The sequence below is a fragment of the Streptomyces sp. NPDC020681 genome, from assembly GCF_044334895.1.
Classification (GTDB): domain Bacteria; phylum Actinomycetota; class Actinomycetes; order Streptomycetales; family Streptomycetaceae; genus Streptomyces.
Window position 1 is genome coordinate 15,576 of record NZ_JBIRTX010000038.1, and the last position, 20,232, is coordinate 35,807.

Genomic DNA, 20,232 nt, shown 5'->3' on the forward strand with positions numbered 1-20,232 from the left:
AGCCTCCTGCCCCCCCCCCCCCCCCCCCGCGCGCCCCCCCGCGGGGGGGGGGGGCCCCCCCCCCCCCCCCCCCCCCCCCCTCGCCGTATGTCCGGTTGATCTACTTGAGGTCGAACTCGCCGTCGCGCGCCCCGAGTACGAACGCCCGCCACTCCGCCTCGGTGTACCGCAGCACCGTCTCCGGCTCCAGCGACGAACGCATCGCGACCGCCCCGTCCGGCAGATGCGCGATCTCCACGCGCTCCTCGTCCTCGCTCGTGCCGGGCGCGCTGAGCCACTCCACACCCGAGATGTCGAGGGCGTACAGCTCTTCCTTCTGGCGTTCCTTCTCGCTTGCGTCAGCCATCGGCGCGGTCCCTCCCACAGATCTGTCGAACGAGGTGCTCAACCACCCTACTGGGCAGGGCGGTCCAGCGTGGCGCGCACATCGGCGGAGGGGATGCGCACCGAGACCCGCGCGCCGGGGTTGAGCTTCAGAGCCACGTCCGCGGGAAGCAGCTTCAGCAACTCGGCGCACTGCACGGGCCGCAGCCGCTCGACGGTGGCCGGTGCATGCCCGGGATCCGTCAGCACCGGCACGAAGCGGCCCTCGTCGTCGGTGTACACAGCGATGTCGTCGCCGTCGTCCGGCAGATACACCGTGGCGGCGGCGAGCGCGTCGACGACCGCCTGGTCCGGGCCGTGGCCGGTCGCCGCGAGCTGAAGCGCCGCGTCCACCGGATCGGTGGGCTCGGGAAGACCCAGACTGGCGGGGGAGGGACGGTAGTTCGGATTGTGCGTGAAGGGGCCCGGCTCGCCCTTGGCGTCGACCTGCCATGCCCCGAGGATCGCGTACGGCGGTACGGTGCCGGCCGGGTCGTACATCGGGTCGATGGAGTACAGCCAGCTCCCCGGAGCGCGCCTGGCCTGGTCCCGCAGCTCCTGGGTGAGCTCGGGCTCCGGGCGATTGCTGTTCTGTTCGGTCACAGGTCTTCCAAGGAGAAGGCGGCAAAGGAGAGGGCGTCAGAGGTCATTTCGGTGCCGCGTCCGGGTTGTAGTGCGGATTCGGGATGTAGTTGCCGAAGGATCCGTCGGGCAGCCGCTCATAGGCGCCCTTGATGTTCTCCGAGCGCACACCGCCCGGGAAGGCGATCTCCTGCTCGTTGGAGAAGATGTTGTCCGGGATGGTCTTGTTGACGTCGATGCCGCCGGGCGCGTCCACGTCGTACCGGTACGTCGTGTCCCAGCCCAGGTTCGGGTCGCGCGTCGTGCCCACGTACACCGAGTGGTCGTTGTTGCGCACATAGCCGGCGAGGTCGGTGTTGTGGTTGTTCCACGGCTGGAAGCCGTCGTTGAAGATCTCGGACGGCGGGCGGTTGTCGTTGCGCCACAGCGGCTCGTCGGAGGTGCGCCACACGGCGTCGTCGGGGAGCCTGGAGGCGTCCACCGTGCGGTCGGCCGCCGCGTGCAGCGGGTCGTTCGTCCGCGGCGGATCAGGCAGATGCCGCGGCGTTGCGACGTCGTCGGCGCCCCGGCGGATCGTATTCTCCGCGGCGGTCTCCACGCCTTCCCTGGCGGCGACGCGCAGGCCCGTACGGGCGGTGCCCAGGCCCTTCGTTCCGATGAGCTCGGGCAGCAGCCGGCCGATGCCCTCGCTCGGGTCCTTCTTGAAGCTGTCGATGAGCGCGCCCGGGATGCGTTCGGGGTGCGCGGCGGTGGAAACCAGCCCGGCGAGCGTCATATTGACGTTCTGCATGTACTGCGCCGGGTGCGTGATGTTGTAGATGTCCAGCGGGTTGAGGCCTCGGGCGAAGTTGAGCAGGCCCGCCGTGCCCTTGACCACGCCGCCGATCACATGGGCGCCTTCGACGTTCAGAGCGCCGTAGCCGTCGATGGCCATCGCGGCCGCGCGGTCCAGCGGCGGCGGCTCCTTAGGAGCGTGCGCCATCGCGCCGTCGACCGCGGTCTTGGCCGTGTCCGCCGCCTCATTGCGCTGCCTGCGTGCCTCGTTCAGGATCTCCTGCGCGCGGTCGCGCTGGGCCTTGCCCGGGTCGCTGAACTCCGCCGGCTTGGGCAGCGGGTCAGAACCGTTGCGCGCCGCGTTGTAGGCGTCGACCTTCGTGTTGTACGCGTCGACGGCCTTGTCCGAGGCGTCCTTGCCCTTCTTGTAGAGGTCGATCGCCTCCTGGGCCTTGTCCTGCGCCCACTTGACCGTGTCGGCGTACTTGTCGAGGGCCTTGCCCGCCGACTCGCAGGCGTCCGCGGCGTGCAGCCACTGGCTCGGCTGCATCGCGAACTTCTCCCGGAAGGCGTCCGCCGAAGCGCCCTTCCAGTGGGAGGAGTCGAGCTTGCGCATGCCCTGCCCGACCTTGTCGAACGCGGTGTGGAAGTCGGCGAGATGCTTGGCCGTCTCGCGGATCTTGTCCGGCTTGCCGTGCACCAGCTCGTTGGCCTGCTCGGTCTGGCCGAGCTGCTGTTCGCCGACGGAGGCGCCGAGGTCGGACGCGACATCGTCGCCCCAGTCCTCCACGGTGTCCGCGAGCCCTTCGGCGCCGACGTACTCCAGGCCGTCGCCGACCCGGTCCGTGGTCCAGTCGACCGCCTCGCTGGCGGCCCTCTTCCCGGCGTCAATGCCCTCTTCGACCGTGGACAGACCGCTGTTGAGCAGGTCCTTGCCGCCGTCGATGAGATCCCCGAGCCCCATCACTCACCCCCGGCCTGCTGCTGCTTGGCGCGTTCCTCCGGCGATGGGCCGAAGGTGTCGCGCATGCCTTCGTTCACATCGTCGCGCAGCCCTGCCGCGTCGATGATGCTGTTGCTCACGGACGTGGACGTACTGACGTCCCAGGCGGTGTCCTTCCACGCCTGCGCGCTGTTCTCACCGGACGTCTGGAAGGACTCGGCGCTGTAGTCCGCGTCGCGTATGTGGGTGTACGGGTTGCTGGACAGCACCTCGCCCCAGTCCTGGTTGATGACCTCTTCCTCGGTGGCGTACGGATTGCCGATCGCCGAGTTCGTCAGCACCTTGAACGCGCCGCCGAGGTACTGCTCCTGCTCGTGGAAGACACCCGCCGAGAGACCGACCTGCTGGGCGAAGCTGTTGCCCTGCTGCACCAGCGAGCGCACTCCCCACTCCCAGCGCTCGCAGTACGTCTTGAGCGTCGCGGTGAGACTGTCGTGGCCCGTCTCCATCCCGGTCAGCGCCAGATCGGAGAAGCCGCGGCCCATGCTCGCCTCGCCGACCATGCCGAGCTCCTTGAGCTCGCCCAGGGCACCGGTGATGCCCTGGGCGATCAGTGCGAGGGCTTCCTTGCTCGCTGCGAGATCCGGATCGGTCATGCGTCACTCTCCCCGTATGCGCTGTTGTCGACCGCCGCTCTGTCCGGCACGATCCCCGTCACGGGCGGGAAGACCGTCCCGTCCGGGCTGCCCGGGTCCAGCGCGACCCCGCACGGGAAGTCGACGGCCGGCACCACGTCGTCGAGCAGTCGGGAGCCGAGCACCTTGCGGTACGTCCACTCCCGGGACTCGTCCCCGCGCGCCTCGGCGAACCGGGCCAGCGCCGCTTCGCCGGAGAAGGCACAGATCCAGCTGATGCCGCCGAGTTCGACGGTCCACAGACCGCCCTTGGCGTCCAGCGGCACCAGAACCACCGAGCTGCGGAAGTGGGCGATCCGCTCGAGGACCGCTTCCCGGGCCTCCTCGACGTCCTGCTCGGTCATCCCGTTCAGGTCGTCGGCGTCTGCCGCGGCCGCGGCATCGCGAGCACCGGGCGGTGCCTCACCGCTCACGACGCGGTCGGTCGACTCCGCCCGGACCTTGCCCCACAGCTCGTCGAAGTTCATTGCTGTGACGTGCCTTTCGCGCTACTGCTGATCCGGCAGCCAGCCCACCTGGACCAGCGGTGTACCCCGCTTGCGGGACACGAAGGTGCCACGCCCCGGAGGCATCGGACGCGCCCGGACGTTGCCGAGGATGTCCCCCTCGCCCGGATCACCTGCGAGAATAACGCCCTGCGCGCCGAGTTCCTTCACACGTTGCATGAATGATTCGTACATGGCTCGTGAAGCGCCCGCCGCGCTGCGCGCGATGATGAAGCGGATGCCGACATCACGCGCGAACGGCAGATTCTCCGCCAGCACCGAGAGCGGGTTGCCCGAGTTGGTGGCGACCAGTTCGTAGTCGTCGATGATGACGAACAACTGCGGGCCCGTCCACCAGCTGCGGTCGCGCAGTTGCTGAGGCGTGATGTCCGGCTTCGGCGCGCGCTTGCCCATGACCGTGTTGATCGCGTCCATGTGCATTTCCATCGCGGACGTCATCGGCGCGTACTCGAGCAGATGCGAGGAAGGCACCGCCTCCAGCATCGTGCGCCGGTAGTCGCCGACCACGATCCGCGCCTGCTCGGGCGTGTAGCGCTCGGTGATCTGCTTGGCGATCAGCCGCAGCAGCGAGGTCTTGCCGGACTCGCTCTCGCCGAAGACCAGGAAGAACGGGTCGGTTTCGAAGTCCACGAACACCGGCGCCAGGTTGGTCTCGTCGATGCCGATCGCGATGCCGTGCTGCGGGTACTCGAAGCCCTTCGGCAGCTGCTCCGCCGGCAGCCGGCGCGGCAGCAGCCGGATCGCCGGAGCGGGCGCGCCCGTCCAGTTGCTCTTGACCGCCTGGACGAACGCCGTTGTGGCCTCCGACAGATCGGAGGAGCTGCTGATCGAGTCGATACGCGGCAGGGACGTCATGAAGTGCAGCTTCTCGGGCACCTGGCCACGGCCCGGCACACCGGTCGGCACGTTCGCCGCGACCTTGCGGTCGAACTCGGAGTCCATGACATCACCGAGGCGCAGCTCGAGCCGGCCCAGCATCTGGTCCTTGAGGGCCGCGCGGACCTCCATGTAGCGGGCGGCGGTGATGACGACATGGATGCCGTAGCCCAGACCACGCGCAGCGAGGTCGTTGATCACCGGCTCCAGCATTTCGTAGTCGTTCTTGAAGCCGCCCCAGCCGTCGATGACCAGGAAGACGTCTCCCCAGGCCTCGCCGGGCAGTTCACCGGCCGCGCGCTTGCGCCGGAAGGTGGCGATGGAGTCGATGTTGTTGGAGCGGAAGAACTCCTCACGCCGGTTCAGTACGCCCATCACCTCGGCGACCGCACGCCGGACCCGCTCCGGGTCGAGACGTGAGGCGATACCGCCGACATGCGGCAGGTCCGACAGCGAGGACAGACCGCCACCGCCGAAGTCCAGGCAGTAGAACTGCACTTCGCTCGGTGTGTGGGTGAGCGCGAACGACGAGATCAGCGTCCGCATCATCGTCGACTTACCGGACTGCGGACCGCCGACGACCATCATGTGGCCCGCCGCACCGGAGAAGTCCCGGTACAGCACCTCACGCCGCTGCTCGAAGGGCTTGTCGATGAGGCCCAGCGGGACGGTGAGCCCGCCCGGACGGGTGTACTCGGTCGCGGTGAGGCCGCGCTCGGCGGTCGGCGCGAGCCCCGGCAGCAGCTGGTCCAGCGTCGGCGCCTGGTCCAGGGGCGGCAGCCACACCTGGTGCGCGGGCACGCCCTGGCCCTCCAGCTTGCGCACGATCACATCGAGGACCGTGTCCGCGAGCGCGTCGTCGTCGGCCGTGCTGGTAGTGGCGGCGGCCGGGTCGGGAGCCGCGTAGACCACCGGCACGGGCGCCGCGGTGAAGACGGCGGGCCGCCGCTCGATGGGCAGTTGGCCGACCGACAGATCCGGCCCGCCGGTGCGGTACGTACCGGAGACGTAGGCCGCCTTGAAGCGGGTCATCTCCTCGGTGCCGAACTTCAGATAGCCGGAACCGGGCACCGACGGCAGGTGGTACGCGTCCGGCACACCGATCGCCGTACGCGACTCGGCCGCCGAGAACGTCCGCAGACCGATCCGGTACGAGAGATAGGTGTCCAGGCCGCGCAGCTTTCCTTCCTCGAGACGCTGCGAGGCCAGCAGCAGATACACGCCCAGCGAACGGCCGATACGGCCGATCTGGATGAACATGTCGATGAAGTCGGGCTTGGCGGTGAGGAGTTCGGAGAACTCGTCGAGCACCAGGACCAGCGAGGCCAGCGGCTCCAGCGGAGCACCCGCCGCACGCGCCTTCTCGTAGTCGTGGATGTTCGCGTAGTTGCCGGACTTGTGCAGCAGCTCCTGGCGGCGTTGCAGCTCACCGCGGATCGCGTCGCCCATGCGGTCGACCAGCGTCAGGTCGTCGCCAAGGTTGGTGATGACGGCCGCGACATGCGGCATCTGCGACATTCCGGCGAAGGTCGCACCACCCTTGAAGTCCGCGAGAACGAAGTTGAGCGTCTCCGAGGAGTGCGTGACCGCGAGACCGAGAACCAGCGTCCGCAGCAGCTCCGACTTGCCGGAACCGGTCGCGCCGACACACAGACCGTGCGGGCCCATGCCTTCCTGCGCGGCCTCCTTGAGGTCCAGCATCACCGGCTGGCCGTCCTCGCCGATACCGATCGGCACGCGCAGCCGTTCGGCCGTCGACCGCGGCCGCCAGGTGCGGGACACGTCGACCGAGCCCGCGTCGCCGAGATTCAGCAGGTCCGTGAAGTCCAGGTTGGCCAGCAGCGGTTCGTCGTCGTCGCCACCGCCCATCCGCAGCGGAGCGAGCTGACGCGCCAGCGCCTCGGCGGCCGGCAGCGAGATCCCGTCCGGCACACCCTCGTACGCGACCCGGTGACCCGACTCCAGGCGCAGCCGTCCGGGCCGTACGACCACCGAGAGACCGCCGCGCTGCTCGTCGAGGTCGCCGGAGACGACCTCGACGATGGTGACGCCCTGCAGTCCCTCGGGCGCCGCGAACAGTGAGTCCGGCGGGACCATTCCGCCGTCCAGTACGACGACGATGTGCGGCTGGTCCAAGACCGGCTGGTTTTCCCGGCTGAACCGCGGCCGCCCGTCCAGGCGGCTGTGCAGCAGCTGCTCCAGCTCGCCGAGGTCGTCGCCGAACAGCCGCTTCGTACCTGCTCCGTCGACCTGGCCCGGCACCTGGTTGTGCGGCAGCCACTTGGTCCAGTCCCAGCGCGCGACCGCGCCGGGCGCCGCGACGACCGCGACCATCAGGTCCTCGGGCGACTGCAGCGTCACCAACTGGGAGACCAGCGCCCGCGCGGCGGACTGCGCCGACTCCGGCTCGCCGGAGATCGTCACGTGGTAGAAGGCGCGCATCGAGACCGCCATCGGCAGCCCGTCGAGCGAACCGTGCACCGCGAGGAACTGCTGCATCGCACCGGCCGACAGCGGCTCCAGCTCGTCCACCGGAGCGGTGTCCGGCGCGACCAGCGGCGTGGCCAGCTGCTGCGCGCCGAGGCCGACGCGCACCTGCGCGAAGTCCTTGTCGCCCACGCGCCGTTCCCACACCCGCGAACCCTCGGCCACCACGGACCACAGCTGTTCGGGCGACGGGTGCAGATACAGCTGCGCGTCCCGCTGCTTGCGCGCGGTCTTGCGGACCGTACGGCGCGTCTGCGCGAGGTATTTGAGGTAGTCGCGGCGGACATCTGCCATTTGCCCCTGCGTACCGCGCCGGAATCTGACGACCTGGGCGACGACCATGGCGACCGTCGAGACCAGCATCAGCACACCCATGATGCGCATGAACGGAGGTGCCTGCGGCGAGAAGAAGAAGACCACTGATGAACCCATGCCGAGGACCGGCAGGATCTGCATCAGCATGCCCTCCTGCTGCCCCCGCGGCAGCTCGGGAGGAGCCTCCAGGGCCAGTGCCTCCGTGGGTACTTCGGGCGGCAGCGACCTCGGCGGGCGTTTCACGACGATCTGGCTCACCGGAGCATCAATCCCTCGATACGGACGAAGACGGACGGGCAAATTCCGCGCCGGCGCCCCCGTGACTGCCTTTGCTGCGGACTTCCCTCCGCGCGACGGTGATCCTACTTGCAGACCCACCAGCTGTGTCCCGGTAGGGTGGCGCGCGCAGTGTGCGCAACCGCGAATCAGGGGGTCCAGACAGTGAGTACGACCGCAGCGACCGGCTTCTGCCGCGTCACCGTCGTGGCGCCGGACAGCCGTATCGATGTCGCCCTCCCCGAGGACATCGCCGTCGCCGACGTCTACCCGGAAATCCTGCGCCTCACCGGCCAGACGCAGTCTCCGGGCACTCCGACCGGGTACCACCTGGTCCGCCGCGACGGCACCGTGCTCGACGGAGCGCGCTCGCTCTCCGCGCAGCAGGTGCTCGACGGCGAAGTCCTCAGCCTGCGCCCGTTCGCGGAGTCGCTGCCGCCCGCCGTTTTTGACGATGTGTCAGATGCCGTCGCCTCCGCCGTGGTGCGCGACCGTCATCTGTGGAGCGACGACCTGCTGCGCGGCGCCGGCCTCGTCGGCGGCGTGCTGCTGCTCGTCCTGATGGGCTTCGTGCTCTGGTTCGCCGACCCGGTCCGCCACGACATGCACAGCCTGCCCGGCATCATCGCGGGCGCGGCCGGACTGCTGCTCACCGCCTTCGCCGGCGTACGGGCCCGGGTCTACTCGGACCGGGCCACCGCCGTAGCACTCGGCCTCGGCGCACTGCCGCTGCTGCTCATCGCCGGATCCGGAATCATCGGCCCGGACGCCGGCGCCGGCCCGGGCAAGCTGCAGTTCCTGCTCGGCTGCGTCACCGTCCTGGTCGCCTCGGTCACCCTGGTCTCGCTGACGCCGAGCGGCGACGCCCCGTTCGTCGCCGCCACCTTCCTCAGCGCCACCGGCTCGCTCGCCACCTTCGTCGCGATCCTCACCGAGTCGACCGCCACCGAGACGGCCGCCGTCGTCGCACCCGTCGCGATCGGCCTGGTCGCCTTCCTGCCCGGACTCTCCGCGCGCTTCGCCCGGCTGCCGATCGGCTACGCATCCCCGCGCAGCGCCGCCGAGGACGACTACAACGCCGACCCGAACGAGACCCCGGACGCCGAGCCCGTCGACTCCGAGCGCATCGCCATGCAGGCCCGCCGCGGTCACGAGATGCTGCTCGGTCTGGTCGGCGGCTGCGCCGCGGTCGTCGTCGGCTGCGCCGCCGTGCTCGGCTTCTCCAGCAGCCTGTGGGGCCAGCTCCTCGCCCTGACCGCCGGCCTGGCGATGCTGCTGCGCGCCCGTCTCTTCCGCTACACCTCGCAGGTCGCCTGCACCCTGGTCGCCGGAATCGTCGCCATCGCGCTGCTGGTGCTCGGCCTCTCGCTGAACCCGCCGGTCGACCTGGTCAAGGACCTGCTGATGTACAACGACCGGGGCGGCCTGGACATCCGTACGATCTGGCTCACCGCCGCCGTCGCCGCCGGTGCCGCACTGATCACCGCGATCGGCCTGGTCATCCCGAGGAAGGGCCTCTCGCCCTTCTGGGGCCGTCTCCTCGACCTCACCGAGAGCCTGGTGCTGCTCTCGCTGGTGCCGCTCTGCCTGGCCGTGCTCGACGTCTTCAATGCCGCTCGTTCGCTGACCAGCTAGTACGGGCCCTGACCGGCCAGTCAGAAGAGGTCCCGCGGGCTGGTACTCTGTGTGACGGCCGTTTGTGTACGCGCTCCCGGAGTTTCTGGGAGCAGCGCTCATCGGACCTTCGCCTCCGAGTCACGGAAGCTCCCCTGAGATCAAGACCAGGGGCACTCGTGGGCGCGCGAACACCAAAAGAGGAGTACCGAGTGTCTCTCGACGCCGCTACGAAGAAGCAGATCATGACCGAGTTCGGCACCAAGGAGGGCGACACCGGCTCCCCCGAGGTTCAGGTCGCGATGCTTTCCCGCCGCATCTCGGACCTGACCGAGCACCTCAAGACCCACAAGCACGACCACCACTCCCGCCGTGGTCTGCTGATCCTGGTCGGCCAGCGCCGCCGTCTGCTGCAGTACCTGGCCAAGAAGGACATCCAGCGCTTCCGTGCCCTCGTCGACCGCCTCGGCATCCGCCGTGGTGCGGCCGGCGGCGCCAAGTAAGACGCTGTGGAAGGGAGCGGTTCCCACTCATAGGGGGCCGCTCCCTTTGCTGTACGTGCGCTCCGTACCGGAACGCATTTAGTCTGGTCGCACAACGCAACACAGAACGAGCGAGAAGCCGCCTCGCCGCCGCCGGTCCTCGGTAGTGGCTCCCGGACCCCCCAACCCCGGGTGCTTCGATCGAAGACCGGCCCGCAGAACGAGAGCTTCTCCGCGTCCCCCGCCACACGGGCGTAGGGACGAAAGACGAAAAGTATCGGAGAAAACGCTAGTGGAGAACGAGACCCACTACGCCGAGGCCGTTATTGACAACGGTTCCTTCGGCACCCGCACCATCCGCTTCGAGACGGGCCGTCTGGCCCGTCAGGCCGCCGGCTCCGCCGTCGCCTACCTGGACGACGACACCATGGTGCTGTCTGCCACCACCGCGTCCAAGAAGCCCAAGGACCAGCTCGACTTCTTCCCCCTCACGGTGGACGTCGAGGAGCGGATGTACTCGGCCGGCAAGATCCCCGGCTCCTTCTTCCGCCGGGAGGGCCGGCCCTCCGAGGACGCGATCCTCACCTGCCGCCTGATCGACCGCCCGCTGCGCCCTTCCTTCAAGAAGGGCCTGCGCAATGAGATCCAGGTCGTCGAGACGATCATGGCGCTCAACCCCGACCACCTGTACGACGTGGTCGCCATCAACGCCGCCTCCTGCTCCACGCAGCTGGCCGGCCTGCCCTTCTCCGGCCCGATCGGCGGCACTCGTGTCGCGCTGATCAAGGGCCAGTGGGTCGCCTTCCCGACGCACACCGAGCTCGAGGACGCCGTCTTCGACATGGTGGTCGCCGGCCGCGTCCTGGAGGACGGCGACGTCGCGATCATGATGGTCGAGGCCGAGGCCACCGAGAAGACCATCGAGCTCGTCAAGGGCGGCGCCGAGGCGCCGACCGAGGAGATCGTGGCCGCCGGCCTCGAGGCCGCGAAGCCCTTCATCAAGACCCTGTGCAAGGCGCAGTCCGACCTCGCCGCCAAGGCCGCCAAGCCGACCGGCGAGTTCCCCGTCTTCCTCGACTACGAGGACGACGTGCTGGAGGCCCTGACCGCCGCGGTCAAGAGCGAGCTCGCGCAGGCGCTCACCATCGCCGGCAAGCAGGAGCGCGAGGCCGAGCTGGACCGCGTCAAGGTGCTGGCCGGCGAGAAGCTGCTCCCGGAGTTCGAGGGCCGCGAGAAGGAGATCTCCGCCGCCTACCGCTCGCTGACCAAGACCCTGGTGCGCGAGCGCGTCATCAAGGAGAAGGTCCGCATCGACGGCCGTGGCGTCACGGACATCCGTACGCTCGCCGCCGAGGTCGAGGCCATCCCGCGCGTGCACGGCTCGGCGCTGTTCGAGCGCGGCGAGACCCAGATCCTGGGCGTCACCACCCTCAACATGCTCCGCATGGAGCAGCAGCTGGACACCCTTTCCCCGGTGACCCGCAAGCGCTACATGCACAACTACAACTTCCCGCCGTACTCCACCGGTGAGACCGGCCGCGTCGGTTCGCCGAAGCGCCGCGAGATCGGCCACGGCGCCCTGGCCGAGCGTGCGCTCGTGCCGGTGCTGCCGACGCGCGAGGAGTTCCCGTACGCCATCCGCCAGGTCTCCGAGGCGCTCAGCTCCAACGGCTCCACGTCGATGGGCTCTGTCTGCGCCTCCACCATGTCGCTGCTGAACGCCGGTGTGCCGCTGAAGGCCCCCGTCGCCGGTATCGCCATGGGCCTGATCTCCCAGGAGATCGAGGGCGAGACCCACTACGTCACCCTCACCGACATCCTCGGTGCGGAGGACGCGTTCGGTGACATGGACTTCAAGGTCGCCGGTACGAAGACCTTCGTCACCGCGCTCCAGCTCGACACCAAGCTCGACGGCATCCCCGCCTCGGTCCTGGCCGCCGCGCTGAAGCAGGCCCGCGACGCACGCCTCCACATCCTCGATGTGATGAACGAGGCCATCGACGTCCCGGACGAGATGTCCCCGAACGCCCCGCGGATCATCACCGTCAAGATCCCGGTGGACAAGATCGGTGAGGTCATCGGCCCCAAGGGCAAGATGATCAACCAGATCCAGGAGGACACCGGCGCCGACATCACGATCGAGGACGACGGCACCATCTACATCGGTGCCGCCGACGGACCGGCCGCCGAGGCCGCCCGCGCCACGATCAACGGCATCGCCAACCCGACCATGCCGGAGGTCGGCGAGCGTTACCTGGGCACGGTCGTCAAGACCACCACCTTCGGTGCGTTCGTCTCCCTGCTCCCGGGCAAGGACGGCCTGCTGCACATCTCGCAGATCCGCAAGCTCGCCGGTGGCAAGCGCGTGGAGAACGTCGAGGACGTGCTCGCGGTGGGCTCCAAGGTCCAGGTCGAGATCGCCGAGATCGACTCCCGCGGCAAGCTTTCCCTGATCCCCGTGATCGAGGGTGGCGAAGAAGCCGCCGAGGCTGACAAGGACGACTCCGACAAGTGACGTCGCGTAGTTCCCGGCCGACGGCCCGCACCTCTACGGAGGCGCGGGCCGTCGCCCGTACCCAAACGCTTCTGAAGGGCCAGAACGGCATCGGCACGGTCCGCCGCACCGTCCTCCCCGGCGGCCTGCGCGTCGTAACCGAGACCCTGCCCTCCGTGCGCTCCGCCACGTTCGGCATCTGGTCGCACGTCGGCTCCCGCGACGAGACGCCCGCGCTGAACGGCGCCACGCACTACCTCGAGCACCTCCTCTTCAAGGGCACGCACAAGCGCTCCGCCCTCGACATCTCCTCCGCCATCGACGCGGTCGGCGGCGAGATGAACGCCTTCACGGCGAAGGAGTACACCTGCTACTACGCGCGGGTGCTCGACACCGACCTGCCGCTCGCCATCGACGTCGTCTGCGACATGCTCACCGGCTCGCTGATCCTCCAGGAGGACGTCGACGCCGAGCGCGGAGTCATCCTCGAAGAGATCGCGATGACGGAGGACGACCCGGGCGACTGCGTGCACGATCTCTTCGCGCACACCATGCTCGGCGACACGCCGCTCGGCCGGCCCGTCCTCGGCACCGTCGACACCGTCAACGCACTGACCGCCGAGCGCGTCCGCCGCTTCTACAAGAAGCACTACGACCCGACCCATCTGGTCGTCGCCGCCGCGGGCAACATCGACCACGCGACCGTCGTACGCCAGGTCCGCCGCGCCTTCGAGAAGGCCGGCGCCCTGACCCGTACGGACGCGGTCCCGCTCGAGCCCCGCGACGGACACCGCGAGCTGCGTACGGCAGGCCGCGTCGAGCTGCTGGACCGCAAGACCGAGCAGGCCCATGTCGTCCTCGGCATGCCGGGCCTCGCCCGCACCGACGAGCGGCGCTGGGCACTCGGCGTGCTCAACACGGCGCTCGGCGGCGGCATGTCCTCGCGCCTGTTCCAGGAGGTCCGCGAGAAGCGCGGCCTCGCCTACAGCGTGTACTCGTACACCTCCGGCTTCGCCGACTGCGGACTCTTCGGCGTGTACGCGGGCTGCCGGCCGAGCCAGGTGCACGACGTCCTGAAGATCTGCCGCGACGAACTCGACCGCGTCGCGTCGGACGGCCTGACGGACGAGGAGATCGGCCGCGCCGTCGGCCAGCTCTCCGGCTCCACGGTGCTGGGCCTGGAGGACACGGGCGCGCTGATGAACCGTATCGGCAAGAGCGAACTGTGCTGGGGCGAGCAGATGTCCGTCGACGACATGCTCACGCGGATAGCCGCCGTCACCCCGGACGAGGTACGCGCGGTCGCCACCGAGGTCCTCGGACACCGGCCGTCGCTGTCGGTGATCGGCCCGCTCAAGGACAAGCAGGCGGACCGCCTGCACGAAGCGGTCTCCTAACCGTTCTCCTAGTCGTAAGGAAGAGAGCAATGAGCAAGCTGCGCGTGGCGGTCCTCGGAGCCAAGGGACGTATCGGCTCGGAAGCCGTACGAGCCGTCGAAGCCGCCGACGACATGGAACTGGTCGCGGCCCTCGGCCGGGGCGACAAGCTGGAAACGCTCGTGGACGCGGGCACCAATGTCGTGGTGGAACTGACCACACCGGCGTCGGTGATGGGCAACCTCGACTTCTGCGTACGGCACGGAATCCACGCGGTCGTCGGCACCACCGGCTGGACCGACGAACGCCTCGCGCAGCTCAACACCTCGCTCGCCGCATCCCCGGAGACCGGCGTGCTGATCGCGCCGAACTTCTCCATCGGCGCGGTCCTCACGATGAAGTTCGCGCAGCAGGCGGCGCGCTTCTTCGAGTCCGTCGAGGTCGTCGAGCTGCACCATCCGCACAAGGCCGACGCGCCCAGCGGCACCGCCACACGCACCGCCCAGCTGATCGCGGCCGCCCGCGCCGAGGCGGGCTGCGCACCGCAGCCCGACGGGACAGTCACCGCACTCGACGGCGCGCGCGGCGCCGACGTGGACGGCGTACGGGTCCACTCGGTCCGGCTGGCCGGACTGCTGGCCCACCAGGAGGTCCTGATGGGCGGCGAGGGCGAGACGCTGACCATCCGGCACGACTCGCTGCACCACAGCAGCTTCATGCCGGGCATCCTGCTCGGCGCCCGCCGAGTGGTGACCACTCCCGGCCTCACCGTCGGCCTGGAACACTTCCTGGACCTGGGCTGATGCGCGCAAAGATCACTTACCTCGTCACGGCAGCCGTCCTGGTCGTCTACTTCGTCCTGGTCGGCAGCCGTGGCGTGATGCTCATACAGCACGGCACGGTCCTGACCGTCTCGTTCGGCGTCGCTGTGCTGATCCTGCCGGTGATCGGCCTCTGGTTCCTCTGGAAGAACACCCAGTTCGTCACCAAGGCCAACCAGCTGGCGGCCGAGCTGGACTCGGAGGGCGGACTGCCGGTCGACGAACTGGTCCGCACTCCGGGCGGACGGATCGACCGGGACTCGGCGGACGAGGTCTTCGCCAGGCGGCGTGCCGAGACGGAGGATTCACCGAACGACTGGCGCTCCTGGTTCCGCCTGGCGGTCGCCTACCACGACGCCCGCGACACCCCACGCGCCCGCAAGGCGATGCAACGGGCGATAGCGCTGCACGACGGCAAGCCCGTGCCCACCGCCTGAGCTACCGCTACCACTACCGCTACCGAACCGCCCGGTACTCCGAGCCCCACGCCTCAACCGTGTCCGCCGCCCGGTCGAACGCCTCGACCCGGGAGAGAAAGTCCGCGTTGTGGTCGGTGATCAGCGGCAGCGGCTCGCCACCCTGACGCACGAGCACCAGCGCCTGCCCCTGCACCGTCCGCGGCAGCCCCAGCCACCGCACCGGCTGCTGCACCGTCCGCACCGCCGACGCGCGACTCCAGGGAACGGTGGACGTCGAGAAGAACGCCACGCGCCGAACCCCGTGCCGGCTGACCCAGGCACCCATGCGCAGCAGCCGCAGCGACGCGCCGATCACCGCGAGGCCCACACCGAGACACGCCGCCGCACCGGGCACCGCACCCGCGAACGCGATGATCATCGCCGCGAGGAGCACGAACGACGCAAGCAGCAGGAGCAGCGCGGCCGCCGCGACCCGCCACGGGCCGGGACGGTACGGACGCCGCCAGCGGTCATGGTCGTCGAAGGGCAGCGCGACATCGTCGGCGTTTGTGCCAAATGCACGGTCGGCCGTCAGAAAAGGCAGGGGCACGACTGATCCTCACTCACCAGCACACTCGATTCGGCTGTGCCCGGTGAGGCTACCGAGGACGCCACGGCCCCGGCCACCCCAGGGGGCCATGGGGGTGCCGCCACGCCCGATGAAGCTGTACGGGGAGAGTCAGCGGCCGTCGGACGCCTCGGACTGCTGCGCATGGCCCGGCGACTGGGTGGATTCCAGCGAAGGGAGCCCGAACAGCAGAGCGCCGGCCAGCCCGGCGACGACGGTCAGGCCGACCAGCGTACGGCCCGTGAGCTGGGAGAAGCTCGGTCGTTCACGAGGCGGGGGAGTGACGTTACTGCGGAAGCGGTCGGCCTCGGCGACAAACGTGAACGGGACGGCCTCTCGCCGGCGGAACATCAGGGACTCTCCTCGGATTCGTGTGACAGACGCTGCTACAGGTACAGACGAGAGCCAGGCCGAATCGGTGCCCGATTTCGCCGAATTAGCCGAAGAGTGTCGTACGGCGAGGTGGTCTAGAGTGGGCGCCGCCCGAGCTCAGCCGTTGGAAGGACCCTGTCGGTGACCGACACCCCCGCAGAGACCGCGACGCCCAGTTTCCGTAGCGATGTCACCGTCGAGCTGGTGAAGCACACCGCCGGAGACTCCGATGTGCTGTGGGCCGCTCGTGTCTCCACGGCCGGCGAGCAGTCTCTGGAGGAGCTCCAGAAGGACCCGGAGCGCTCCAAGGGCCTCATCAACTATCTGATGCGGGACCGCCACGGCAGCCCCTTCGAGCACAACTCGATGACCTTCTTCATCAGCGCACCGATCTTCGTCTTCCGCGAGTTCATGCGGCACCGCGTGGGCTGGTCGTACAACGAGGAGTCCGGCCGCTACCGCGAGCTCCAGCCGGTCTTCTACGTCCCGGGCCAGGACCGCAAGCTGGTCCAGGAGGGCCGCCCCGGCAAGTACGTCTTCATCGACGGCAGCCCGGAGCAGCACAAGGTCATCAGCGAGGCCATGGTCGACTCGTACCGCCGGTCGTACGAGACGTACCAGGAGATGCTGGGCGCCGGCATCGCCCGCGAGGTCGCCCGCGCGGTCCTGCCCGTCGGCCTCTTCTCCTCCATGTACGCGACGTGCAACGCCCGCTCGCTGATGCACTTCCTCGGCCTGCGCACGCAGCACGAGGATGCGGCGGTTCCGTCCTTCCCGCAGCGGGAGATCGAGATGGTCGGCGAGAAGATGGAGCAGCAGTGGGCCCGGCTCATGCCGCTCACCTACGCCGCCTTCAACGCAAATGGCCGCGTCGCTCCCTGAGCGGATTTCCTTGGGCCGACAGCGACTTCGGGCCGTGCGCGCGCTGAAGTTGCGCGCTGAACACGCGCTCAGAGACAGATGTACGGGCCAGCTCGGCGAAGTGTCCGCATTGCGGTGTTTCGTGAAGTTCATCTAGGCTGATCAAACGGACCCGGCACTGCTTGAACCCCCGAGCAGGCAGTGCCGGGCTCCGCATGTCACGGCGTACGTCACGTCCCCCAAGGGGACACAGCGTACTGAGCAGCGAGTAGCGTGTTACCCATGGCTCCGATCTCCACTCCGCAGACCCCCTTCGGGCGGGTCCTCACCGCCATGGTCACGCCCTTCACGGCGGACGGCGCACTCGACCTCGCCGGCGCCCAGCGCCTGGCCGCACATCTGGTGGACGCAGGCAACGACGGCCTGATCATCAACGGCACCACCGGAGAGTCGCCGACCACCAGCGACGCGGAGAAAGACCAGCTCGTACGGGCCGTACTGGAAGCGGTCGGCGATCGGGCCCATGTCGTGGCCGGCATCGGCACCAACGACACCCGCCACAGCATCGAGCTCGCCCGCACGGCCGAACGCGCCGGCGCGCACGGCCTGCTCGCGGTGACGCCGTACTACAACAAGCCCCCGCAGGAGGGCCTGTTCCGTCACTTCTCAGCCATCGCGGACTCCACCGAGCTCCCGGTGATGCTGTACGACATCCCGGGCCGCAGCGGCGTACCGATCGACACCGAAACTCTGGTGCGCCTCGCCGACCACCCGCGTATCGTCGCCAACAAGGACGCCAAGGGCGACCTCGGACGCGCCAGCTGGGCCATCGCCCGCAGCCGTCTCGCCTGGTACTCCGGCGACGACATGCTCAACCTCCCGCTGCTCTCCGTAGGCGCGATCGGCTTCGTCTCGGTCGTCGGCCATGTGGTCACGCCGGAACTCCGCGCCCTCCTCGACGCCCACCTCACCGGTGACGTCCAGAAGGCCACCGAGATCCACCAGCAGCTGCTCCCGGTCTTCACCGGCATGTTCCGGACCCAGGGCGTCATCACCACCAAGGCCGCGCTGGCCCTCAAGGGCCTCCCGGCCGGCCCGCTCCGGCTGCCGCTCGTCGAGCTCTCCGCGGGGGAGACCGCTCAGCTCAAGATCGACCTCGCGGCCGGTGGGGTAGAGCTCTGATCACAGACTTCACAACTGAATACGAGAAGAAATCCGGCCGGTAAGGCCGGACAACTGACAACTGACAACAGCAAGTGCACGAATGTCATGTACGCCACGTGCCTCTAGCGGTACGTGGCGTATGTGGTGAGGAGAGTCTTTTGAGTCATCCGCATCCTGAACTCGGCGCCCCGCCGAAGCTTCCGAAGGGCGGCCTTCGCGTCACCCCGCTCGGCGGTCTCGGAGAGATCGGCCGGAACATGACGGTCTTCGAATACGACGGCCGACTGCTCATCGTCGACTGCGGCGTCCTCTTTCCTGAGGAGGAGCAGCCCGGCATCGACCTGATCCTGCCGGACTTCACCACCCTCCGGGACCGTCTCGACGACATCGACGGCATCGTGCTCACGCACGGCCACGAGGACCACATCGGTGGCGTCCCGTTCCTGCTCCGCCTGAAGCAGGACATCCCGCTGATCGGCTCCAAGCTGACCCTCGCGCTGATCGAGGCAAAGCTCCAGGAGCACCGCATCCGCCCGTACACGCTCGAGGTGACCGAGGGCCACCGCGAGCGCATCGGGCCCTTCGACTGCGAGTTCATCGCGGTCAACCACTCCATCCCCGACGCGCTGGCCGTCGCCATCCGCACACCCGCGGGCATGGCGGTCCACACCGGCGACTTCAAGATGGACCAGCTCCCGCTGGACGGCCGCCTCACCGACCTGCACGCCTTCGCGCGCCTCAGCGAGGAGGGCATCGACCTCCTGCTGTCGGACTCGACGAACGCCGAGGTCCCGGGCTTCGTCCCGCCGGAGAAGGACATCTCCAACGTCCTGCGCACGGTCTTCGCGAACGCCCAGAAGCGCATCATCGTGGCCAGCTTCGCCAGCCACGTCCACCGCATCCAGCAGATCCTCGACGCGGCCCACGAATACGGCCGCCGCGTGGCCTTCGTCGGCCGCTCGATGGTCCGCAACATGGGCATCGCGCGGGACCTGGGCTACCTCAAGGTCCCGGCCGGTCTGGTGGTCGACGTCAAGACGCTCGACGACCTCCCGGACCACGAGATCGTGCTCGTCTGCACGGGCTCCCAGGGCGAGCCGATGGCGGCACTCTCCCGGATGGCCAATCGCGACCACCAGATCCGCATCGTCCCGGGCGACACGGTGATCCTGGCCTCGTCCCTGATCCCGGGCAACGAGAACGCGGTCTACCGCGTGATCAACGGCCTGACGAGGTGGGGCGCGAACGTCGTCCACAAGGGCAACGCCAAGGTGCATGTCTCCGGCCACGCATCGGCCGGCGAGCTCCTGTACTTCTACAACATCTGCAGGCCGAAGAACCTGATGCCGGTCCACGGCGAATGGCGCCATCTGCGTGCCAATGCGGAACTCGGTGCCCTGACCGGCGTCCCGAAGGACCACATCGTCATCGCCGAGGACGGCGTGGTCGTCGATCTCCTCGACGGCAAAGCCAAGATCGTGGGCAAGGTCCAGGCGGGCTATGTGTACGTGGACGGCCTCTCGGTCGGCGATGTCACCGAGGCCTCCCTGAAGGACCGCCGCATCCTCGGCGACGAGGGCATCATCTCGGTCTTCGTCGTGGTCGACTCCAGCACCGGCAAGGTCGTCGGCGGCCCGCACATCCACGCCCGCGGCTCCGGCATCGAGGACTCGGCCTTCAGCGCAGTGGTCCCGAAGATCGAGGACGCCATCGGCAAGTCGGCGTCCGACGGCGTCGCCGAGCCCCACCAACTGCAGCAACTCGTCCGCCGAGTTGTGGGCAAGTGGGTCTCCGACACCTACCGCCGGCGCCCGATGATCCTCCCGGTCGTCGTCGAGGTCTGAGGCTTGACCGATCGTCACTCCTGGAGCGGAGCCCCTCGATTTGCATCGAGGCGCTCCGCTCCAGTACGTTTACGGCTCCGCCTGACGGGGACCCGAAGCGCTCACGCGCTCGTAAGGCTCCTCCGAACGGGGCGGGAATTCCGACTCAGAATCTCTGATAAAGTCGGGTGCGCCGAAAGGCAAAGGCAAAACGGCTTCTCCAACGGCCATTGGATTGAATTCCTAACCGGAAACGGTAGGGAAAACGGTCTGGTAAGGTTGGAAATGCAAGACCGAAGGGAAGCGCCCGGAGGAAAGCCCGTGAGGGTGAGTACGAAGGAAGCGTCCGTTCCTTGAGAACTCAACAGCGTGCCAAAAGTCA

Annotated in this window: 17 protein-coding genes; 9 read left to right on the plus strand and 8 right to left on the minus strand. The window is 68.6% G+C overall.

The annotated features are described in order from the left end of the window. Positions 1-100 precede the first annotated feature (100 nt). Genes ACH4YL_RS39090 through eccCa form a run of 6 tightly spaced genes read right to left on the minus strand, consistent with a single transcriptional unit; the run spans position 101 to position 7,799 of the window. A complete protein-coding gene (locus ACH4YL_RS39090) occupies positions 101-346 on the minus strand; it encodes a DUF397 domain-containing protein (RefSeq protein WP_398512293.1) in 246 nt (81 codons plus the stop codon). Positions 347-393: 47 nt separating this feature from the next. Beyond that, positions 394-966 (minus strand): type VII secretion system-associated protein, encoded by a 573-nt coding sequence (locus tag ACH4YL_RS39095; RefSeq protein ID WP_398512294.1) that lies wholly within the window; start codon positions 964-966, stop codon positions 394-396. A gap of 43 nt (positions 967-1,009) precedes the next feature. Then, positions 1,010-2,683, minus strand: a complete 1,674-nt coding sequence (locus ACH4YL_RS39100; protein ID WP_398512295.1) for a putative T7SS-secreted protein — start codon at positions 2,681-2,683, stop codon at positions 1,010-1,012. Further along, positions 2,683-3,318, minus strand: coding sequence for a hypothetical protein (locus ACH4YL_RS39105; protein WP_398512296.1), 636 nt, complete (start codon positions 3,316-3,318; stop codon positions 2,683-2,685). The genes ACH4YL_RS39100 and ACH4YL_RS39105 overlap by 1 nt, the downstream gene beginning before the upstream one ends. Beyond that, a complete protein-coding gene (locus ACH4YL_RS39110) occupies positions 3,315-3,824 on the minus strand; it encodes a hypothetical protein (protein WP_398512297.1) in 510 nt (169 codons plus the stop codon). The genes ACH4YL_RS39105 and ACH4YL_RS39110 overlap by 4 nt, the downstream gene beginning before the upstream one ends. A gap of 21 nt (positions 3,825-3,845) precedes the next feature. Then, the gene (eccCa, locus tag ACH4YL_RS39115; protein ID WP_398512298.1) at positions 3,846-7,799 is read right to left on the minus strand and encodes a type VII secretion protein EccCa; all 3,954 of its coding nucleotides are present in this window, start codon (positions 7,797-7,799) and stop codon (positions 3,846-3,848) included. Between the two features lie 183 nt (positions 7,800-7,982). Between eccCa and eccD the strand changes: the two genes are divergently transcribed. The 6 genes from eccD (at position 7,983) to ACH4YL_RS39145 (ending at position 15,041) form a co-directional block, all read left to right on the plus strand. Beyond that, positions 7,983-9,452 (plus strand): type VII secretion integral membrane protein EccD, encoded by a 1,470-nt coding sequence (eccD, locus tag ACH4YL_RS39120; protein WP_398512299.1) that lies wholly within the window; start codon positions 7,983-7,985, stop codon positions 9,450-9,452. Positions 9,453-9,643: 191 nt separating this feature from the next. Next, complete coding sequence (gene rpsO, locus ACH4YL_RS39125) at positions 9,644-9,934, plus strand: 30S ribosomal protein S15 (protein WP_093600212.1); 291 nt, start codon at positions 9,644-9,646, stop codon at positions 9,932-9,934. Between the two features lie 271 nt (positions 9,935-10,205). Beyond that, positions 10,206-12,428 (plus strand): polyribonucleotide nucleotidyltransferase, encoded by a 2,223-nt coding sequence (locus ACH4YL_RS39130; RefSeq protein ID WP_398512300.1) that lies wholly within the window; start codon positions 10,206-10,208, stop codon positions 12,426-12,428. After that, on the plus strand, positions 12,425-13,804 hold the full coding sequence (locus ACH4YL_RS39135) for a M16 family metallopeptidase (protein WP_398512301.1): 1,380 nt from the start codon (positions 12,425-12,427) through the stop codon (positions 13,802-13,804). Before ACH4YL_RS39130 ends, ACH4YL_RS39135 begins: the two co-directional genes overlap by 4 nt. A 29-nt stretch (positions 13,805-13,833) precedes the next feature. Next, positions 13,834-14,586, plus strand: coding sequence for a 4-hydroxy-tetrahydrodipicolinate reductase (gene dapB / locus ACH4YL_RS39140; RefSeq protein WP_398512302.1), 753 nt, complete (start codon positions 13,834-13,836; stop codon positions 14,584-14,586). Beyond that, on the plus strand, positions 14,586-15,041 hold the full coding sequence (locus tag ACH4YL_RS39145; RefSeq protein WP_398512303.1) for a hypothetical protein: 456 nt from the start codon (positions 14,586-14,588) through the stop codon (positions 15,039-15,041). Before dapB ends, ACH4YL_RS39145 begins: the two co-directional genes overlap by 1 nt. 19 nt (positions 15,042-15,060) lie before the next feature. Here the strand turns inward: ACH4YL_RS39145 and ACH4YL_RS39150 are convergent, their stop codons facing one another. Further along, on the minus strand, positions 15,061-15,612 hold the full coding sequence (locus ACH4YL_RS39150) for a hypothetical protein (RefSeq protein ID WP_398512304.1): 552 nt from the start codon (positions 15,610-15,612) through the stop codon (positions 15,061-15,063). A gap of 129 nt (positions 15,613-15,741) precedes the next feature. Further along, on the minus strand, positions 15,742-15,981 hold the full coding sequence (locus ACH4YL_RS39155) for a hypothetical protein (RefSeq protein ID WP_398512305.1): 240 nt from the start codon (positions 15,979-15,981) through the stop codon (positions 15,742-15,744). 162 nt (positions 15,982-16,143) lie between these two features. Between ACH4YL_RS39155 and thyX the strand changes: the two genes are divergently transcribed. The 3 genes from thyX to ACH4YL_RS39170 all read left to right on the plus strand — a co-directional run bounded on the left by thyX (position 16,144) and on the right by ACH4YL_RS39170 (position 19,871). After that, positions 16,144-16,884, plus strand: coding sequence for an FAD-dependent thymidylate synthase (gene thyX / locus ACH4YL_RS39160; protein ID WP_398512306.1), 741 nt, complete (start codon positions 16,144-16,146; stop codon positions 16,882-16,884). Between the two features lie 261 nt (positions 16,885-17,145). Continuing rightward, complete coding sequence (gene dapA / locus ACH4YL_RS39165; protein WP_398512307.1) at positions 17,146-18,045, plus strand: 4-hydroxy-tetrahydrodipicolinate synthase; 900 nt, start codon at positions 17,146-17,148, stop codon at positions 18,043-18,045. A 140-nt stretch (positions 18,046-18,185) separates the two neighbouring features. Continuing rightward, positions 18,186-19,871, plus strand: coding sequence for a ribonuclease J (locus tag ACH4YL_RS39170; protein WP_398512308.1), 1,686 nt, complete (start codon positions 18,186-18,188; stop codon positions 19,869-19,871). Positions 19,872-20,232 lie beyond the last annotated feature (361 nt).

Coding starts and splice junctions, on each gene's coding strand:
- dapB (WP_398512302.1), top strand. CDS start 13,834: ATGAGCAAGCTGCGCGTGGCGGTCCTCGGAGCCAAGGGACGTATCGGC.
- ACH4YL_RS39110 (WP_398512297.1), bottom strand. CDS start 3,824: ATGAACTTCGACGAGCTGTGGGGCAAGGTCCGGGCGGAGTCGACCGAC.
- dapA (WP_398512307.1), top strand. CDS start 17,146: ATGGCTCCGATCTCCACTCCGCAGACCCCCTTCGGGCGGGTCCTCACC.
- ACH4YL_RS39100 (WP_398512295.1), bottom strand. CDS start 2,683: ATGGGGCTCGGGGATCTCATCGACGGCGGCAAGGACCTGCTCAACAGC.
- ACH4YL_RS39145 (WP_398512303.1), top strand. CDS start 14,586: ATGCGCGCAAAGATCACTTACCTCGTCACGGCAGCCGTCCTGGTCGTC.
- ACH4YL_RS39090 (WP_398512293.1), bottom strand. CDS start 346: ATGGCTGACGCAAGCGAGAAGGAACGCCAGAAGGAAGAGCTGTACGCC.
- ACH4YL_RS39155 (WP_398512305.1), bottom strand. CDS start 15,981: ATGTTCCGCCGGCGAGAGGCCGTCCCGTTCACGTTTGTCGCCGAGGCC.
- ACH4YL_RS39105 (WP_398512296.1), bottom strand. CDS start 3,318: ATGACCGATCCGGATCTCGCAGCGAGCAAGGAAGCCCTCGCACTGATC.